The organism is Chryseotalea sp. WA131a (assembly GCA_025370075.1).
In the GTDB taxonomy this organism is placed as follows: domain Bacteria; phylum Bacteroidota; class Bacteroidia; order Cytophagales; family Cyclobacteriaceae; genus ELB16-189.
Map to the genome: position 1 here is coordinate 17,234 of CP073016.1, position 17,531 is coordinate 34,764.

At 41.8% G+C, this 17,531-nt stretch carries 16 protein-coding genes; 3 read left to right on the forward strand and 13 right to left on the reverse strand.

What is annotated here, in order from left to right:
• Positions 1 to 19: 19 nt before the first annotated feature.
• The 3 genes from KA713_00065 to KA713_00075 all read right to left on the reverse strand — a co-directional run bounded on the left by KA713_00065 (position 20) and on the right by KA713_00075 (position 5,872).
• A complete protein-coding gene (locus tag KA713_00065) occupies positions 20 to 2,389 on the reverse strand; it encodes an ABC transporter permease (protein ID UXE67036.1) in 2,370 nt (789 codons plus the stop codon).
• Positions 2,390 to 2,515: 126 nt separating this feature from the next.
• On the reverse strand, positions 2,516 to 4,513 hold the full coding sequence (locus KA713_00070) for a KUP/HAK/KT family potassium transporter (GenBank protein UXE67037.1): 1,998 nt from the start codon (positions 4,511 to 4,513) through the stop codon (positions 2,516 to 2,518).
• Positions 4,514 to 4,522: 9 nt separating this feature from the next.
• A complete protein-coding gene (locus KA713_00075) occupies positions 4,523 to 5,872 on the reverse strand; it encodes an NAD(P)/FAD-dependent oxidoreductase (GenBank protein UXE67038.1) in 1,350 nt (449 codons plus the stop codon).
• A gap of 149 nt (positions 5,873 to 6,021) precedes the next feature.
• Between KA713_00075 and KA713_00080 the strand changes: the two genes are divergently transcribed.
• Complete coding sequence (locus tag KA713_00080; GenBank protein UXE67039.1) at positions 6,022 to 6,768, forward strand: hypothetical protein; 747 nt, start codon at positions 6,022 to 6,024, stop codon at positions 6,766 to 6,768.
• A 92-nt stretch (positions 6,769 to 6,860) separates the two neighbouring features.
• Here the strand turns inward: KA713_00080 and KA713_00085 are convergent, their stop codons facing one another.
• Genes KA713_00085 through KA713_00100 form a run of 4 tightly spaced genes read right to left on the reverse strand, consistent with a single transcriptional unit; the run spans position 6,861 to position 10,049 of the window.
• Positions 6,861 to 7,082, reverse strand: a complete 222-nt coding sequence (locus tag KA713_00085; protein ID UXE67040.1) for a hypothetical protein — start codon at positions 7,080 to 7,082, stop codon at positions 6,861 to 6,863.
• Between the two features lie 55 nt (positions 7,083 to 7,137).
• On the reverse strand, positions 7,138 to 8,118 hold the full coding sequence (locus KA713_00090; GenBank protein UXE67041.1) for a calcium/sodium antiporter: 981 nt from the start codon (positions 8,116 to 8,118) through the stop codon (positions 7,138 to 7,140).
• A 35-nt stretch (positions 8,119 to 8,153) separates the two neighbouring features.
• On the reverse strand, positions 8,154 to 9,203 hold the full coding sequence (gene corA / locus KA713_00095; protein UXE67042.1) for a magnesium/cobalt transporter CorA: 1,050 nt from the start codon (positions 9,201 to 9,203) through the stop codon (positions 8,154 to 8,156).
• A 3-nt stretch (positions 9,204 to 9,206) separates the two neighbouring features.
• Positions 9,207 to 10,049 carry a mechanosensitive ion channel family protein gene (locus tag KA713_00100; protein UXE67043.1) on the reverse strand — a complete coding sequence of 281 codons (843 nt, stop codon included), beginning with the start codon at positions 10,047 to 10,049 and terminating at the stop codon, positions 9,207 to 9,209.
• 115 nt (positions 10,050 to 10,164) lie between these two features.
• Here KA713_00100 and KA713_00105 point away from each other — a divergent pair, with 115 nt between their 5' ends.
• Positions 10,165 to 11,139, forward strand: a complete 975-nt coding sequence (locus tag KA713_00105) for a polyprenyl synthetase family protein (protein ID UXE67044.1) — start codon at positions 10,165 to 10,167, stop codon at positions 11,137 to 11,139.
• Between the two features lie 78 nt (positions 11,140 to 11,217).
• Here KA713_00105 and KA713_00110 read toward each other — a convergent pair whose 3' ends face one another.
• The 5 genes from KA713_00110 to KA713_00130 form a co-directional block, all read right to left on the reverse strand.
• The gene (locus KA713_00110; protein UXE67045.1) at positions 11,218 to 11,925 is read right to left on the reverse strand and encodes a methyltransferase; all 708 of its coding nucleotides are present in this window, start codon (positions 11,923 to 11,925) and stop codon (positions 11,218 to 11,220) included.
• 71 nt (positions 11,926 to 11,996) lie between these two features.
• Positions 11,997 to 13,076, reverse strand: coding sequence for an iron-containing alcohol dehydrogenase (locus KA713_00115; protein ID UXE67046.1), 1,080 nt, complete (start codon positions 13,074 to 13,076; stop codon positions 11,997 to 11,999).
• Between the two features lie 26 nt (positions 13,077 to 13,102).
• A complete protein-coding gene (locus KA713_00120) occupies positions 13,103 to 13,426 on the reverse strand; it encodes a type II toxin-antitoxin system PemK/MazF family toxin (GenBank protein ID UXE67047.1) in 324 nt (107 codons plus the stop codon).
• Positions 13,420 to 13,662: an AbrB/MazE/SpoVT family DNA-binding domain-containing protein gene (locus tag KA713_00125; GenBank protein UXE67048.1), complete on the reverse strand. Its 243-nt coding sequence runs from the start codon at positions 13,660 to 13,662 to the stop codon at positions 13,420 to 13,422. The genes KA713_00120 and KA713_00125 overlap by 7 nt, the downstream gene beginning before the upstream one ends.
• 121 nt (positions 13,663 to 13,783) lie before the next feature.
• Positions 13,784 to 14,992 carry a DegT/DnrJ/EryC1/StrS family aminotransferase gene (locus KA713_00130; protein UXE67049.1) on the reverse strand — a complete coding sequence of 403 codons (1,209 nt, stop codon included), beginning with the start codon at positions 14,990 to 14,992 and terminating at the stop codon, positions 13,784 to 13,786.
• Positions 14,993 to 15,186: 194 nt separating this feature from the next.
• Here KA713_00130 and KA713_00135 point away from each other — a divergent pair, with 194 nt between their 5' ends.
• Complete coding sequence (locus KA713_00135; GenBank protein ID UXE67050.1) at positions 15,187 to 15,714, forward strand: hypothetical protein; 528 nt, start codon at positions 15,187 to 15,189, stop codon at positions 15,712 to 15,714.
• 327 nt (positions 15,715 to 16,041) lie between these two features.
• On the opposite strand, the gene KA713_00140 is transcribed toward KA713_00135, so the two are convergent.
• Positions 16,042 to 17,412, reverse strand: a complete 1,371-nt coding sequence (locus tag KA713_00140) for a serine hydrolase (protein UXE67051.1) — start codon at positions 17,410 to 17,412, stop codon at positions 16,042 to 16,044.
• Between the last annotated feature and the right edge of the window lie 119 nt (positions 17,413 to 17,531).

Below are 17,531 nucleotides of genomic sequence, written 5' to 3' on the forward strand. Positions count from 1 at the left end.
ACCAGAAATCAGCAACCGTTTATTCGCTCCTCAAACTTTTGGTAGGATTTGCGACTGCTGCTTTTAGTGCTTGGGTACTTACAATTAGCAATGCCAACAGCAACGCAAACAAACCTACGCCCGCCAATACCCACCACGCTACACTGATGCGATAATCATATTGAGCTAAGAAATTGTTTAAGAACCACCACGCGATTGGTGCAGAAATCAAGAAGCCAAAAATCACTAATCGCGAAAAGTCTTTTGAAATGAGCAGCACCAAGCTACTAACCGAGGCTCCCATCACTTTGCGAATGCCCACTTCTTTGGTACGTTGCTCGGCCGTGAAAGCAGCCAACCCAAACAAGCCTAAACATGTTATGAAGATGGCAAGCCCGGCAAAAATTCCAGCCAATCGACTGATCAAATTGATAATTGAAAATTTCTTTTGGAAGTCAACATCAGCAAAGCGGTATTGAAAGGGATAGTTTGGATTTATTTTTTTGAAAACACTTTCTACTTTGGCAATGGAGGTGGGAATATCGTTGGTTTTATTTAAACGAATGGTAACCGTACTACTCCAGTCAGGAATAAATACCATTGTAAGTGGTTCTACAGGTCGGTACGGAGAATCCATCACTACATCTGCAATCACTCCAATGATTTCAAGTTGAGATCCGCCAAGCACTTCAATTTTTTGACCGATTGGTTTTTCCATTCCCATCATTTTCACAGCGGCCTCGTTTACTATCACAGCCGATGAATCGCTTTTGAAGTCACGCGAAAAATCGCGACCCTCTATGATTTTAATGCCCATCGTTTCGGTATAATCATATTCCGTGGCAATGGTGGTAAAGGCTACCCGGGCATCGCTTGCTTTACCAGGCCATTTTACTTCGTTATTAGAAAAAATAGATGTGATGGGGCTATTGCTTTTGCAAACCGATTTTACCACTTCAGTTCGTAATAGCTCCTCGCGTATGGTTTTAAAGTTTTTTTCCAACTCGCCATTCGTCCAAATTTGAATGAGGTTTTCGCGATCATAACCCATGTCGCGATTTTTTACATGCTGTATTTGCTGATAGATGACAATTGTGCCGATGATGAGAAAAATTGAGAAACCAAACTGAAGGGTAACCAATACTTTGCGAGGTGTGCTAGCGCCTTTGCCCACATTCACTTTTCCTTTTAGCACCTTCACAGGCTCAAAGGCCGATAGGTAGAAAGACGGATAACTACCCGATAATGTACCAATCACAAAAATTAATGAAAGGGACGCTAACCAAATCGATGGATTGGAGTAATCAATTGAAATAGTTTTGTTGACCAACACATTGTAGCTGGGCAACACGAGTTCGACTAGCACGATTGCCAATAGAAAGGCGATCGTTGTAATCGCAATCGATTCTCCCAAAAATTGAAATATTAGCTCTTTTCTGCGCGAACCAATACTTTTGCGAATGCCCACTTCGCGTGCCCGGCTTTCGCTGCGGGCCGTGGCTAGATTCATAAAATTGATGCAGGCAATAATAAGAACGAAAATTGCTATGGCGGTGAACAGTCTCACATACACAATTTGGCCTCCGGTGTTCACACCTTCTTCCCAGTTGGAGTGCAATCGCCACATACTCATCGGGTGAAGAAATACCTTGGCCGTGGGCGATTTTGGGTTGTTGTCTTTTACAGTTGTTGCAATGGCTTTGTTAACATCAGTGGATGTTGCTCCTTCTTGGAGCAACACATACATTTGAAAGGAATTGTTGTCCCAACCTTGTTTAGAATTTCTTACCCACTCATTTGTCTTTTCGTAATAACTAAATGGAAGAATGTAATCAAATTCAAAAAAAGATTGTTTGGGAACATCTTCGATAAGGCCCGTTACTTTCAGTTCGTCACCATTGTCAATGCGTATTGTTCTATTGAGTGGGTCTTGGTCTTTAAAAAAAGTTTTGGCCGTGGATTGGGTAATCACGATGTTGGTGGGCTCGTTCAGTGCGGTGTTCGGATCTCCCGCCAAAAACTTAAATCCGAAGATTTTGAAAAAATCTTCACTTGCCGATACACCAAATTTATTCAGGCGATTGTCTCCAACTTGCAGCATGTTGCCTTCGCCCCAATTGGTCATCACCGAGTATTTTATTTTACTGGATTTCTGAACCAGTTCGTCCTTTAGCTTATACGGCAAACTATTTTGTGTACCCTTGTGGCCACTCCAGTCCGCGTGCATCCATACTTTATAAATGTTTTGGTAATTGGAGTGAAATGTATCGTATGAATATTCATCGGCCACCCAAAGAAAAATCAAAATGCTGGAGGCTAGGCCAATGGCTAGGCCGCCAATGTTGATGATTGAATAGGTTTGATTTTTGAGAAGGCTTCTAAACGCGATTTTGATGTAGTTGCGGAGCATAGATGATCTGTTTTGATCGTGTATTTACCACCATCGTGCCAACAAACAAAAAAGCCTTGTTCGTTAAAAAACAAGGCTTTTAATTCTATTCAGTAATCAGTTACGGACAATAACGTCCGATTGCGGTCAGTTTACGTGCCCGTGATATTTTAATTCTTTCTCGCGCTCCAGGTCTTCGCGTTCTCGTTTGATCCGTACTTTGGCGGTAGGCCCCACCATGATGGGCACACGCTCTACTTCTACGTTGGCCAATTCCAATCCATACATTTCTTCGGTAGAAAGACTGTGACTTTTAATAAATCGATAGCCCTGTATGATCAAGTTGTCGAAAGTAGAAATCTCGCTATCAACCGATGCCAACGAGTGCAAGATGATAAACTTAAAATCCGCTGGCATGCTGTGTTTTTTCAATGAATCGTAATGGCTGATCATATCAATCTCGGCAGCCTCTGCCATATCGTGCAGAATTTTGTTGAAGAGCAAGTTTACACGATGGTCTGCCTTAAATCCAAGTTTGATTCGGATGAAAAAGCATTTCTTAGGTATAATTGTATCTACAGAATACTTAGAGGTATAAGGGCTATCGACCGTATCCACATGTACAAACCAATAGGTGTCCGCTCGCTTGGGGCGTTTTTTAAACATCGAATAAATAATGTTTGAATCAATGTAGCGCTTGCTATCGGCTACTGACATATACACTAAGTTAGTGGCTTCTCTTGGTAAAGAAATGTCAGCTTGCAAGTCTTCGATCAATGGTACATAATGTTTCAAATCTACAAACTCTGTATGTCGATCGCGCAACATGCGTGCACGCATTAGAATAAACATCATGAAAAAGAAAATAATCGCAATGGCAAAGGAGAACCAACCACCGTGAATAAACTTACTTAGATTTGATACCAAGAATGCCCCTTCAATAGTAAAAAATAAGATGGCCAGCCCGGTAGAGCGGATGGTTGATTTTTTGGCCGTGGCAAAATAATATACTAGCAATGACGTGGTCATTAGCATATTGAAAGTGATAGCAAGGCCGTATGCTGCTTGCATATCATCTGATTTTTGAAAATATAGAACCACTATTGAACTCCCCAATAACAACATCCAATTAATGGCGGGCACGTATATTTGTCCTTTCATTTGACTAGGATAACGGACACGAGTAGCTGGCCATAATTTTAATTTCATGGCTTCGTTGACCAAAGTAAACGTACCTGAAATCAAGGCCTGACTAGCAATGACAGTTGCCATGGTAGCAATGACTACACCAAAAATTAGGAGCCAACTTGGAATGGTAGCGAAAAACGGTATGACATCGCCCAAGGGTTTATTAGAATATTCAGAAAGCATCCACGCACCTTGGCCAAAATAACTCAACAGCAAACATACTTTTACAAATCCCCAGCCTGCCCGGATATTGGATTTTCCGCAGTGCCCCAAATCAGAATACAACGCTTCCGCTCCAGTGGTGCATAAAAACACCGCACCTAACAACCAAAACCCACCTGGATATTTCATTAAAAGTTCGAGCGCATACATTGGATTGATAGCGCGCAGCACAGATAAGTTTCCAGCTAGGTGATAAGCCCCAATACTTCCGATAAACACAAACCAAATGATCATGATTGGGCCAAAAGTTTTGCCCACCACGCTACTTCCAAATTGTTGAAAGATAAATAGCGCTAGCAAAATGCCCATCACAATCGAGATAATGGTTCTTTCTGAAATATTTGGACTAAGGGTCTTTAATCCCTCAACAGCCGAAGTTACACTAATGGCAGGCGTAATAAATCCATCAGCTATCAATGTACAGCAACCAATAATGGCAGGAAAAATTACCCACTCTGCCTTGTATCTTCTGACTAGTGCATACAGTGCAAAAATACCTCCTTCGCCTTTGTTGTCGGCACTTAATGCTAGATAAACATACTTTACAGAGGTAATGAGCGTAAGCGTCCAAAATACACACGATAAACCACCGAGTATAAGTTCTTCTGATACAACATTACTTCCTACAATAAAGCGAAAGGTATAAATAGGCGAAGTACCTATGTCACCATAAATAATGCCAAGGGCAACTAATATGCCTGCTGCTGAAAGCCTGTGAGGTTTGTTTGAGTCCACTTAAAAAAATTAGGCCGATTGCTTAAGCTCTTCGGTTGGAGTCTTTACTTCATCGGCATTCATTTTTTCTTCGCCCCTGCCGATAATCAGGCGATTGCTTCGGTCATATGAAAAATAATTCCACATCCAGCTAAAGAAAGTAAAGACCCGGTTTTTCCACCCAACGATTGACATCAAGTGAACAAACATCCACACATACCAAGCAAACATGCCTTGAAAGCGAATGCCTTTTAAATCAACTACTGCTTTGTTTCGCCCAACGGTGGCCATGGACCCTTTATCAAAATAGTGGAAAGGCTTCAACTCCTTCTTTTCAATTAGCCGCAAAATATTTTTAGCGACCAGCCTGCCTTGCTGCTGGGCTGGCGGAGCCATTTGCGGGTGACCCTTCGGGAATTTCTCATCCCCATCCATAAGGGCAACATCGCCAATAGCAAAAATGTTATCATATCCTTTTACGCGATTGAACTCATCCACCGTCAAGCGATTGCCTTTGGAAAGATTTTCTGGCTTTAGTCCTGCAATAGGATTGCCCGTAACACCTGCTGCCCAAATCAACGAACGCGAAACTAGTTTTTCACCAGTATTCAATACGATTTCAACTCCGTCATACGATTTCACGGCCGTGCCTAAATGCACCTTTACACCCATCGTGGTCAAAAAATCCAGTGCTTTTGCACCGGCTTGCTCGCTCATGCCATTGAGCAAGCGAGGAGAAGCTTCAACCAAATGCACGTCCATCTGGCGCATGTCCAATTCTTTATAATCTTTGGGGAACACATTGTGCTTCAATTCGCTGAGTGCACCACATAGTTCAACCCCCGTGGGGCCACCGCCCACTACAACAAAATCCATTAGCGAGTTCATCACTTCACGATCTTCTGTAAGCAATGCATACTCCATCTGCCGAATGATTTTATTGCGCAGCTTGGTGGCGTCTACAATGTTTTTCATGGAGATGGCATTCTTTTTCACTTCCTCCATTCCATAAAAGTTGGTGACCGCCCCGGTGGCAATCACGAGGTAATCGTATTTAACACCACCAATGGATGTTTCAATGTAATTCTCTTCTGGCTTGATATTTTTTACTTCCGCCAACCGAAAATAAAAGTCTTGATAATTGCCAAATAGTTTTCGAAAAGGAGCTACAATGGAATTTGTCTCCAAACCTGAGGTAGCTACTTGATAGAGAAGAGGTTGAAAGGTATGGTGGTTGTTTTTATCAAAAAGCACAGTCTGCACTTTCGATCCTCGAAGTTTTTTAACGACTTCTAGCCCGCCAAACCCACCACCAATTATGATAATTCTAGGTTTGCCCAGGTCTTCAATACGCGTACGCGTGGTTATTAATTTGGGCATTTAACGAATAAAATTTCCGTTTTGCGGGCGCAATTTACGTGTTGGCGGTTGATTTAGGGCTATTTGAAAAAATATTTTCTTATTGCAGCCTTAACTATGGTAAACACTCTATTTTTACAGCGGAATAATCACCAAAAACTAACAACTGTATGCTTAAAAACTTAATATTCGTATCTGCTATTGGCCTGCTATTGGCCAGTTGTGGCGGTAATTCAGAAAAACTTCAGTCGCAGGTTGATTCATTGAAAAATGAACTGCAAACAAGCCAACAATTTGCCACCACCTTGCAAGAGGTAGGAGTATTGATGGATTCCATCGATGCCAACCGTCAATTGCTTCGGGTGAACATGGTAGAAGGAACAACCTACGACAATTATCAGAGTCGTATGCGTGACATCAACAACTATGTGAGAGACACACAAGGCAAAATTACTGAGTTGGAGAAGTCGTTGAAAAAATCAAAAGGCAATGCCAATGCCTATGCTGCAACTATTAAAAAGTTAAAAGCAGACTTAGAGAGTAAGAACGCAGAAATTGCTTCGCTCAGTGAAAAAGTGGAACAGTTGAAAAATGAAAATTCAAATTTGATTACTACTGTTGGCTTGCAGGAAGCCGAACTATCTGATAAGGAAGTACAAATTCAAGCCAAGCAACAAGAGTTGGCGTTGATAGAGAACCGCATTCAAGAATTGATGGTACAAAGCAAAATGAATGAAGCGGATTCGTACTTTGCACGCGCTACTGCCGTGGAAGAAGCAGCTAATCGCACGAAGTTGGCCCCACGCAAAAAGAAAGAGACTTATAAAGAAGCCATTGAACTTTATAAGAAAGCACTTTCTATGGGCAAGCAAGAAGCCCAAGATAAAATTACAGCCCTAGAGAAAAAGGTGAAGTAGTCTGTTGATTGACTTCAAATAAAAATCCCTTCCTTGCAAAAGGAAGGGATTTTTTGTTTTGCAACTTTTTAAAGTAGCGGTATGGGTCCAAACTACTCGTTTAGCCATCTATCTTCTTCTTCGTTTAAATCTTCATTTGATATCAATTTACCTTCTATGATATCCTTTTCGCTTCCCGAAAGCATTTGCTTCTGACCATCCGAAATTTTAAAAACAGATTTAGACACATCAACATTACCGATGAGATGATCTATTTTCTCGAGTAAGCTAACATCACGAATGGATATTAATTTATCGATTAAATTGTATTTCAAATGGTTTGTTTGCGTGGCAGTTGAGCTTTATTTCTACTTTCAAATTTATTAAAAATCACATCGAAATGCTTCCATTGTCCATACCGATCAACACTACAGTATAAACAATGTAACCAATCAACATAAGAGCGGCTTCCCATCTGTCTAGTTTTCGGGTATTGAGTGTGAACATAAAAATCATCAGCAATACCGTAGAGCTCATCAACACGTTCAAGTCAAAATTCATGACCTCTTTATATTCAAGGGGATTAATCATTCCAGTAACTCCTAAGATAAAGAAGATGTTGAATATGTTAGAACCAATTACATTCCCGATAGCAATGTCGGTGTTTTTTTTATAAGCAGCGACACATGATGTGGCTAGTTCTGGTAACGATGTGCCGGCTGCAAGTATAGTTAAACCAATGAGTTTTTCACTCAATCCGAAGGTTGTGGCAATAGCAACAGCATTTTCAACCACTTTATCTGCTCCGTATACTAAGCCAATTAATCCCCCAAAAGTCATTAATAAAGCAATTGGTGTTTTATATATTTTTATTGAGTTATCCTCTTCATAGTCCGAAGTAGTTTTCATTGAACGATAGATGTACAACAAAAAGCCTCCAAAGAATAACAGTAAAATCAATGAATCTATTCTGCTTAAGAAATTGCCTTCACTTCCCAAAATCATTTTGTCATTAACTAGTAAAAAGAGAACACCCGCAGCCAATAATGAAAGTGGCACTTCGTATTTTATGGTATTTCGTTGCACAACTAATGGGTAAATCAACCCAGCCAAACCTAGTATAAACAGAAGGTTAAAATTATTGCTTCCGATTATATTACCAAAAGCAGCGTCATTATATCCTTTTAGTGATGATTGCACACTTACTAATAGCTCGGGCATGGAAGTTCCAAATGCTACAACTGTAAGTCCGATGGCCAAATTCGAAATTCCCATTTTCTTTGCTATTGAGGAAGATCCGCTAACCAGAAAATCAGCACCGAAGATTAGTATTGCGAAACCAGCAATTAGCCATACGAATTGGACAATCATAAAACTTTAGGGTTTGAGGTAATTATTTTTTAAAGTTAAAACCATTTTTTGTATTTAAAATAGCGAATCATGGCCACCACAATCAAAAGCATAACCACCCACACAATCGGGTAGCCATAGGTCCAGTCAAGCTCGGGCATATTCCAAGGGCTAGTGCTAGTATGGAAATTCATACCGTAGATACCCACAATAAACGTGAGGGGCATAAAGATGGTAGAAATTACCGTCAGTACTTTCATAACCTCGTTCATGCGCGCGTTGAGGGTGTTGATGTAAATATCCATCAAGCCGGAAGTCAAATCTTTATACGTATCCAACGAATCGATTAGGTGAACCACATGGTCGTACACATCGGCATAGTAACGCACGTTGTTGGCTTCAATGAAACCGCTCTCATCTTTGATCACTTTACTCATGGCATCGCGTAAGGGGTACAATGCTTTGCGCAAAAAAATGAGTTCTTTTTTAAGTTTTTGAATTTTTTTGAATTGCTGCTCAGATGAGTTTTTATAAATCTCTTCTTCAATCACCTCTATCTTTTGGCCAATCGCATCTAGTACCGAATAATAATTGTCAACAATAATATCAATGAGGCGATACAACAGGTAATCCGCTTTCTTTTTTCGTACCCTTCCTTGATCCAATCGAATCCGATCACGAAAGGGCCCAAACAGATCGCCTTCTTTTTCTTGAAATGAAAGCAAGTAATCTTTGCCCAATACAAAACTTACTTGCTCGTAATCGATTTGATCCTCCTCAATCCGATAGAGCATTTTCAGAGTAAAGAACAAGTAATCATCGTACTCTTCTGCTTTGGGTTGATGATCGCTCACGATGTCTTCGATCAGTAGCGAATGCAAACAAAAATGTTCACCAATTTTTTCTACAATCGACCGCTCGTGCAAGCAATCCACATTAATCCAGTTAATATGATTTGTCTTTACTTGGCCAATCAGCTCGGTTACCGGTAAATCTTCGAATTTGGCAAACTCTTTTTCGTTGTATTGAATCAGTTCTAAAATCACTTTGCTCTCGCTGGGGCGAGGCATAGCAACGGCAGATACCAATTTTTTCTTTCGGGCCATAGACTATACTGTTTTCATCACTACCAAGTGATGCAAATTACTTAACATGATGCCTGCTTGGTCAAACCTTTCCTTAATGGATTTATTCAAATCACACTTCAAATCAAAAGCATCGGAAGAGTTGTTCGTCCATACATAGGCACGCAGTTGTATGCCTCCATCCAAAAATGTCATCACACGCACCATCACATCGTCTTCACCTCTTGCCCGATCCACCTCACTGCGGTTATCAATGAAATAGCGATGCTTGCGAGCTTCTTCTTTTATAATGGAAATAGCTTTGTTTAAATCGGTTGAATAGGCAACCGCCAATTCTATAAATACAACCATCCGTTCATCGGTAATGGTTGAGTTGATGATGGTTTCGTTGCTGATTACACTGTTGGGAATGATGACCCTGCGGTTTTCAAAATCTTTGATGGTGGTGTGGCGAAGATTGATGTCTTCCACATCGCCCGTATAAAGTTGACCTATTTTAACTCGGTCGCCCACACTAAATGGTTTGAAGATTACCAAAAAGAACCCGCTTACAATATTGGAGAAGGCAGCTTGCGAGGCAAAACCCACAATAGCAGCCAATACACCCGCACCCGTGAGCAAGGTGGTGCCCACCGTTCGCAATGAAGGGATGGATCGGAAAACAACGGCAATGGCTATGAATAAAAGTATCAAGTCGATCGCATTTTTAAAAAAGTTGTAGCGGGTAGGGTCAACTTTTAGTTTTTTGGCAGCTCCGCGGATGAACTTGCCCACGATGAAGCGCAGTATGCGCGATAGAATAAATGTGATGAGAAGTACGGAGAGCACGAAAACAAACTGCTCCCATTGCTTATTTATTCCAAACATAGCCGTGAAAATAGTAAATAGTCAATGGTCGGCCTCCATACGGGTTAGATTTTTTGTAACATTTACCTGTTTAGTTTGGGCAATCGCCTTGGTACTTTTCGTATTATTGCAATTCATGTCCTTATCATTAGAAAGCATAAAAGCACCTGTTGCCGCAGAAATGGAAGCCTTCGAGCCGAAGTTTCGCGATTCTATGAAAACCAAGGTGCTGCTGTTGGACAAAATCATGAACTACATTGTGAAGCGCAAAGGCAAGCAGATGCGGCCGCTCTTTGTTTTTTTGAGTGCTGGGGCGTGCGGCACCATTTCCGATTCTACCTACCGTGGCGCTTCGTTAATCGAATTGTTACATACTGCTTCGTTGGTGCACGATGATGTGGTGGACGACTCCAATTATCGCAGGGGTTTTTTTTCGGTCAATGCTTTGTGGAAAAATAAAATTGCCGTTTTGGTAGGCGATTTTTTGTTGGCACGCGGGCTTTTGCTCTCCGTGGAAAACAAAGAATACCATCTGCTGGAAATTGTAAGCAATGCCGTGAAGCAAATGAGCGAAGGTGAGCTTCAACAGATGGAGAAGGCCAGGCACTTGGATATACAGGAAGAAGTTTACTACGATATCATCAGGCAGAAAACGGCATCGCTGATTGCATCTTGCTGTGCCGTTGGCGCGGCCTCGGCCGGTGCAACCCAAGAAGTGGTCGCCAAAATGCACCAGTTTGGCGAATACGTGGGTATGGCTTTTCAAATCAAAGACGATTTGTTTGACTATGGCGATGACGAGATTGGAAAGCCCTTGGGCATCGACATCAAAGAAAAGAAAATGACCTTGCCATTGATTTACGCATTGTCGCAAGCAAGCTGGCTTCAAAAAAGGAAAATCATCAGCATTGTAAAGAACGATAGCGAGAAGCCAAAGAAAGTAAAAGAAGTAATTGAGTTTGTAAAACAATCAGGCGGCATAGCTTATGCGCAGCAGTCCATGAATCGTTACTACCAACAAGCGTTAGATACCCTCCATTCGCTCAACGATTCTGAATATAAAAAGTCATTGAAGCAACTGGTGCAGTTCACGATTGAGAGGAGAAATTGATCGACTGATTCACAAATTGGACAGCTCAATTGAAACTCACAAGAAATTTATTGGTGAATCTGTACTGTGAATCAACCATTAAATCTTCAGATAAAAATCCTTGGTCAGGTTTTTATAATCGTCTGACCAGCTCTCGCCTTTGCTGTGTAAAATCAATTGCTCTTTTTGGGTAGGGGAGGCATCGAATGAAAATTCCATCAACCACCGCTCTTGTCGTTTTCCTTGGCGGGAAAAAAAAGCCAGCTCTCGGTTGCAGAACAAACCTTTCAGCGATGCTAACGAAATAAATTTTTTACCTTCTTCGTAAGGAAGAATTACCGCTAATTTCCCCTTTGTTGTTAACAATCGAATTGAATGCTGGATCAATTCTTCATAGGTAAGCGAATTGGTGTGCCTAGCTGTCGCGCGATGACTGGCTGGTGGCAATTGGCTATTGATGAAATACGGTGGGTTGCTGATAATTAAATCGTATTTATAAGGAGAAGTAAATTTTTGAAATGACAAGTGATGAAACAAAACCCGATTACACCATCTTGTTTCTAACAAATTCTCCTCTGCTTGTCGTACACTTAGCTCTTCAATTTCAATCCCCTCAATTTGAACATCATTCACATTCTCATCGGTACGCTGCGCTAACATCAACGCGATGATACCGCAACCCGTGCCTACATCTAAAATCCTTTTAGCTCCTTTCAATTTTACCCACGCCCCGAGCAAAACCGCATCTGTGCCAACCTTCATGGCCGACTTTGAGTCTTCGATAGAGAATTGCTTGAAGTGGAACATTTTTAGAAGTTAGAAGTTGGATGCTTGAAACTAGGACTTCGAACTTCTAAACTCTAACATCGATCTTCCATTTACAGTCTTCGAAACAGCCCCTCAATACTCTCCACACTCACCTTGTCCTTCCAATCGCTACCAATAGCGTGGTTCCACATATGCGATAGTGCATACGAAACTTTTGCCATCGCTGTGATTTGCTCGTCTGTCCAATCTTTGGATAGCCCTTGCGGCAAATCAATTTTATGTTTGGCGATCATGGTTTTAAATTCCTTCACACCTTCGGGGTAGTAATCTTCCAAGTGATTGAAGGCAAGACAATTTGCATAGCAATGCCGCGTGCCTAAAATTTTTGAAAGCCCATACGACAACGCATGGCAAACACCTACTTCAGAATACGTTAAGCTTAATCCGCCCATTAACGAAGCCACCATTAGCTTGTCATCGTTTTCAGCAGTTTGCCCGCTTTTGTCGCTAAGGTAAATTTCTCTGCAAAGTTTTAGGGATTGCTCTGCGTAGGCGTGACTGTATGCATTGTTCAATGTGCCATTCTCCGATTCGATGCAATGGATGTATGTATCCATGCCGGTGTAAAACCACCAATTGCGTGGTACGCTCGCAATCAAATCAGGGTCCAGAATAACTTGGTTGAACACCGTCCACTCACATTTCAATCCTAATTTTTTTTCAGAGCCAGTCAATACGGCCGTCATTGATACTTCGGCACCCGTGCCTGAAATGGTAGGCACACCGATGTGATAGATGCCTGGCTTCTTAATTAAATTCAATCCTTGGTATAATTGAGACGAGCCTTCGTTGGTAAACATCAACGAAACCGCTTTCGCAATGTCCATGATAGAGCCGCCACCAATGCCAATGGCAGCCGCAGGAATGCCCCGGGTGCTTTTTACCGAATCGCGAATCAAATCAATTTGTTTGGTAGTGGGTTCGTATTGATCCACATCAATGTACATCACCATGTCACCCGCTTCGGCTGGTATGCGCTTGGCCAACTCCTTTCCTTTAAAATAATTGTCAACTAAGTACAGCATGAATTGATCGTTTTGGTTTCGCTGCGCTTCTACAATTTCCCCAAGTTGGTTGAAACTTCCTCTACCGAAAACAGTTTTCTCTATCCCTTTAAAGTTTTTGTGCATTGTATTTGCTATTTCTCTTTTGAAAATTATAACTTAAACATTTCCACCATCGTATCTTTCACCTCGTCAATGTCTTCTTGTTTTAGTCGGCCCAAACTATTCTTAGACAACCTACTTTCATCAACCGCTCTAATTTGGTCAAGGCAAATTTCGCAAAATTTACTTTGAAATCGAATTTCCAGTCGGGAAGGATATCCTCTTAGCGTGGTAGTCATCGGAGCTATAATGACAGTGCCGAGTACTGAATTCATTTCAGCGGATGAAAGAACAACGCAGGGTCTTGTCTTTTTAATTTCCAGTCCAACGGTCGGATCTAGATTAACAAGATAGACTTCAAACTCTTTTACCATGTCCACTCTGTTTCATCAAAGCGGTTCACTACAAAATCAGACTTTACTTTTTTTGATTTTTTAAAATCTGACCATTTCTTCTTCACAGGCTCATCTGCAGATGAAATCATGATGACTTTATCTTTCACATAAATATTAACCGTGTCCTTTATTCCGCTTTCTTCAAGAATGGTTTTGGTAAATAAAATGCCTTTCGAGTTTCCTATTTTTCTAATTTTCGCAATAGCTGTTCTCATCAGATTTGAAGTTATAACACCAAGTTATAACTTTTTATTAAATCCTGCTAATTAACTTTAAACTTATTGTTAGGTCATCACAATTTGTGATAACATATCCTTGCGCCTTCATAAAAACTAACTAAGCGTGTACTTGAACCATCGCCTTTTCAATGCACCCCCCAATTTTCTTCGCCAATGCCTTTACTTCTTCTTCCTTCCAGCTGCAGCGAATGCCGAAGGAAATCAATCGGCCCACAGTCTCTTGCGATTTTGGTAAATGCAACTTGTTGTAATCTTGGGGTGCACCCAAAATATGAATGGGCAACCGAGCCGAAGATTTTAAATCACGCAAATGGTTCCACTGGTTGATGAAGTGGTACATGTTGGTGAACCAATAGTTGAAACCCGTTACGCCTGCTTTGTTGAATTCATCCACGGTGCGCTTCGCAGCTTCGGTATCGGGCAATAAAATATTCAAGAACGTAGCGGAATCTCCAGCCGGATCTACCAACACACTAAAATCAACACCTGGAATAGTGGAAAGTTCTTTTACCAACGAGGCTTTGTGCTCGCGGTTCTTCTCGCGAATGAAAGGTACTTTTCGCGTTTGCGCCAAGCCAATGGCCGCGTTGATTTCACCAATGCGATAATTGAAACCTAGCACCGGATGGTTTTCCATGCCACGGTTATTGCCCACGTGGTCATGACCGTGATCGGAGTAACTATCGGCAAAGTGATACGCTTGCTCATCATTCGTCACCATCACACCACCTTCGCCACACGTAGCGATTTTAAAAAAGTCGAAGGAATAGCAGCCCGTTTTTCCAAACAAGCCAACGGATGTGCCTTTGTACGAGGCACCAAACGCTTGGCCTGCATCTTCGATCAATGTCAGGTTATGTTCTTTGCAGATTTTTAAAATCTCGTCTACGCGCGCCATGCCCCCACACATATGCACGAGCATGATGGCTTTTGTCTTGGGCGTTATTGCTTTGCGAATTCCCTCAGGACTTAAACAAAGTGTCTCATCAATTTCGGCAAACACGGGCAGCGCACCAGCAAACAACACCGCCTCCACCGAAGCGATGTAGGTAAACGGAGGCACGATCACCTCATCACCTGCGCCAACACCCGCAGCCGCCATGGCGCACGCCACTGCCGTGGAGCCGCTGCTCACCGCATGTGCATACTTGGCACCTGTTATTTTTTTTACTTCTGCTTCAAACTCGCGCGCCTTCCAAATGTTGTTGCGCTGCGCATCATGATTGTAACGAAAGAGGATGCCCGTTTCCAGCACATCGTTTACCTCTTTGCGTTCCTCTATTCCAAACAGTTCGGTTCCTGGCATAGTTGATAAAGATTAAGCCGCAAAAATACGAATTTCTGTGTATGCAATTTGAGAAAATTAGCGGGGCTCAAGCTTCAGCGAAGGCAGGTAACCCAGCCCGATGTCTGCAACTGTGGTCAAGTTCTATAAGGGAGTTGTGTATAATGCCGCTCAAGAAAATTTCTGCGCTACGGGAAAAATGAGTAGATTTAGAAGTGAAAAAGCGGCAGGTAATACATTTAGGTTTTGAGATTGATAAGCTGACGAATTCAATCGTAAATACTTTCACAGGTGACAGTTTCGAGACCGAGATAACTAGACTGACAAAGGCAGATTTAAAGACGGTGACCAAGAAGATTGGATGGTCATTTAACTGGGCACAAGAGCTAAAACAAAGTGATAGGGACGTTTACAAACTGACTATTGTAAGTAATCCAACTGTTATTCAGGGACTTATCAGCTTTACCATTCGGGCAGACAATGTATTTATGCACTTAGTTGAAAGTGCGCCTTTCAATATTGGTCGAAATAAAATTTACGAAGGAGTTCCAGGTAATTTGGTCGCATTTGCATGCAAGACATCGTTCAACCATGGACTTCAAGGCTTTGTTTCGTTTGTTTCGAAGACAAAACTTATTGACCACTATATTAAATCACTAGGCGCATACCATTTTGGCGGACATTTGATGGTTATCACAACAGACCCTGCACAAATTTTAGTTGACAAATACTTTAAAGAATAAAATTATGGGACTAATAAGAGAACCAGAAGGAGTGGACTTTGTAATTAACAGTAGACCTTTGACAAAAAAGGAGCAAGAATTATTGAGTAAATTCATTAGTGAGGCTAAAGCAAAACGAACTAAAAAGGTTTCATCCAGAAAAGCAACGACCACGCGGACATCATCGACACGAAAAAATGTGAAAGTTAAAAAAGTGTGAGCTAACTCGGTACCTTGTTTCCGCAAACTTTTAATTATTTTTAGCGTCTAGCAATGGCTTGTACGCACCTCACATATTTTCAACCTCCTTCTCCTTCTTCTCAAAATAGCGAGAAGAGAAAGTTCAAGTTATTCACTCAACGCCCCCAAAACCTCACTCACAAATTTATTGGTGTCGAACTCTCTTTTTTGACTGAGGCCTAAGCGAACAATCACTACATTTTTGGAAGGCACCGTCACTACACATTGCCCTTCAAACCCATCCATCAAATACATGTCATTGGGCACATCCGCAAAGCGTTTGTTGTTGGAATTACTCTTGTTGCCTGCATTCAGCCAAATCTGTGCACCGTACTCGCCAACTGGCGCAGCAGGTGCAGGTGTGGTAGAATATTTTACCCACCCTTCGGGGAAAATTCGTTCGCCATTCCACAGGCCATCGTTCAAATACAATTGACCAAACCGCGCCCAATCGCGGGCGGTGGCATAGCTAAAAGATGATCCTACAAAGGTGCCAGACGCATCCGGCTCGATCACCATGCTTTGCACACCAATTTTTCCAAATATTTCGCGGTGTGGAAATGCGTAGTAATCATCATCACCAACGGCCTGCCGAACGATGCGCGAAATAATATTGGTGGTGCCGCTGCTGTAATACCATTTTGTATTTGGCTCGTGTTCTAATTTTGATTGAGCCGCAAACGCACCTGCATCTTTTTTTCGGAAGAGCATGTTGGTGGCGGTGCTGGGGCCAGCATAGACTTCTTCCCACGCCAAGCCACTACTGGCTTGCAGTAAATTATTCAGAGTGATTTTGCTTCGATCGTCTTGCTTCCATTCGGCCACGGGTGCAGTTTCATCTACTTTTAGTTTTCCTTGTTTCACGAGTACGCCTACCAATGCATTGGTGATGGTTTTGGTCATGCTCCAGCCGATCAGTTTGGTTTGTGCAGTAAAATCGTTCGCATATTTTTCCGCAATTAATTTACCATGGTGCAGGACAATCACCGCCCGCGTATTGACGGGGTTTGCTGGATCCGTTTCATTGAAGGCTTCGTTCACAACCGCATTCAGTTTAGCCGAACCGTTGAGCAGCGAGTCGGCTTTGTTGCCTTGCGGCCATTCGATTGTATCTTGATTTAGTTTCTGCTGGTCTGATATTTTTATTTTTTGGTTTCGCAATTCCTCTTCTCTGACTTCAGAAACCAGTGTGCATCCAAGTCCTTTTCGGTAAATGGCTTTACGCGTACTCATGCCAAATACTTTTCCAGTAGCAGATGAATCTTGAAAGTTGACGGAGTAGCTTCCCAAGTTTACCAACGAACCACCCAATTCTTGTTCGATTACTTGGTTGGCATCTCGCCCCGCCACAAATACGCACGAGCATAAATTTTTAGCACCGTATCCCGCAATGATAGGGAAGGCCTGGGATAAAAAATAGACGGCATACCCAACCCCAACTACCAGAATCAAGAGAAAAATTTGTTTGACGCGTTTCATGGTTTCTTTTTTTTTGAAACGATAAAGATAATAATATCAACACAACTGTTGAACAACGTCCTCGCACAAAACAAAATCCTCCCTATATTCGTGTAGGCTAAACTCCATAATTGTTCCAT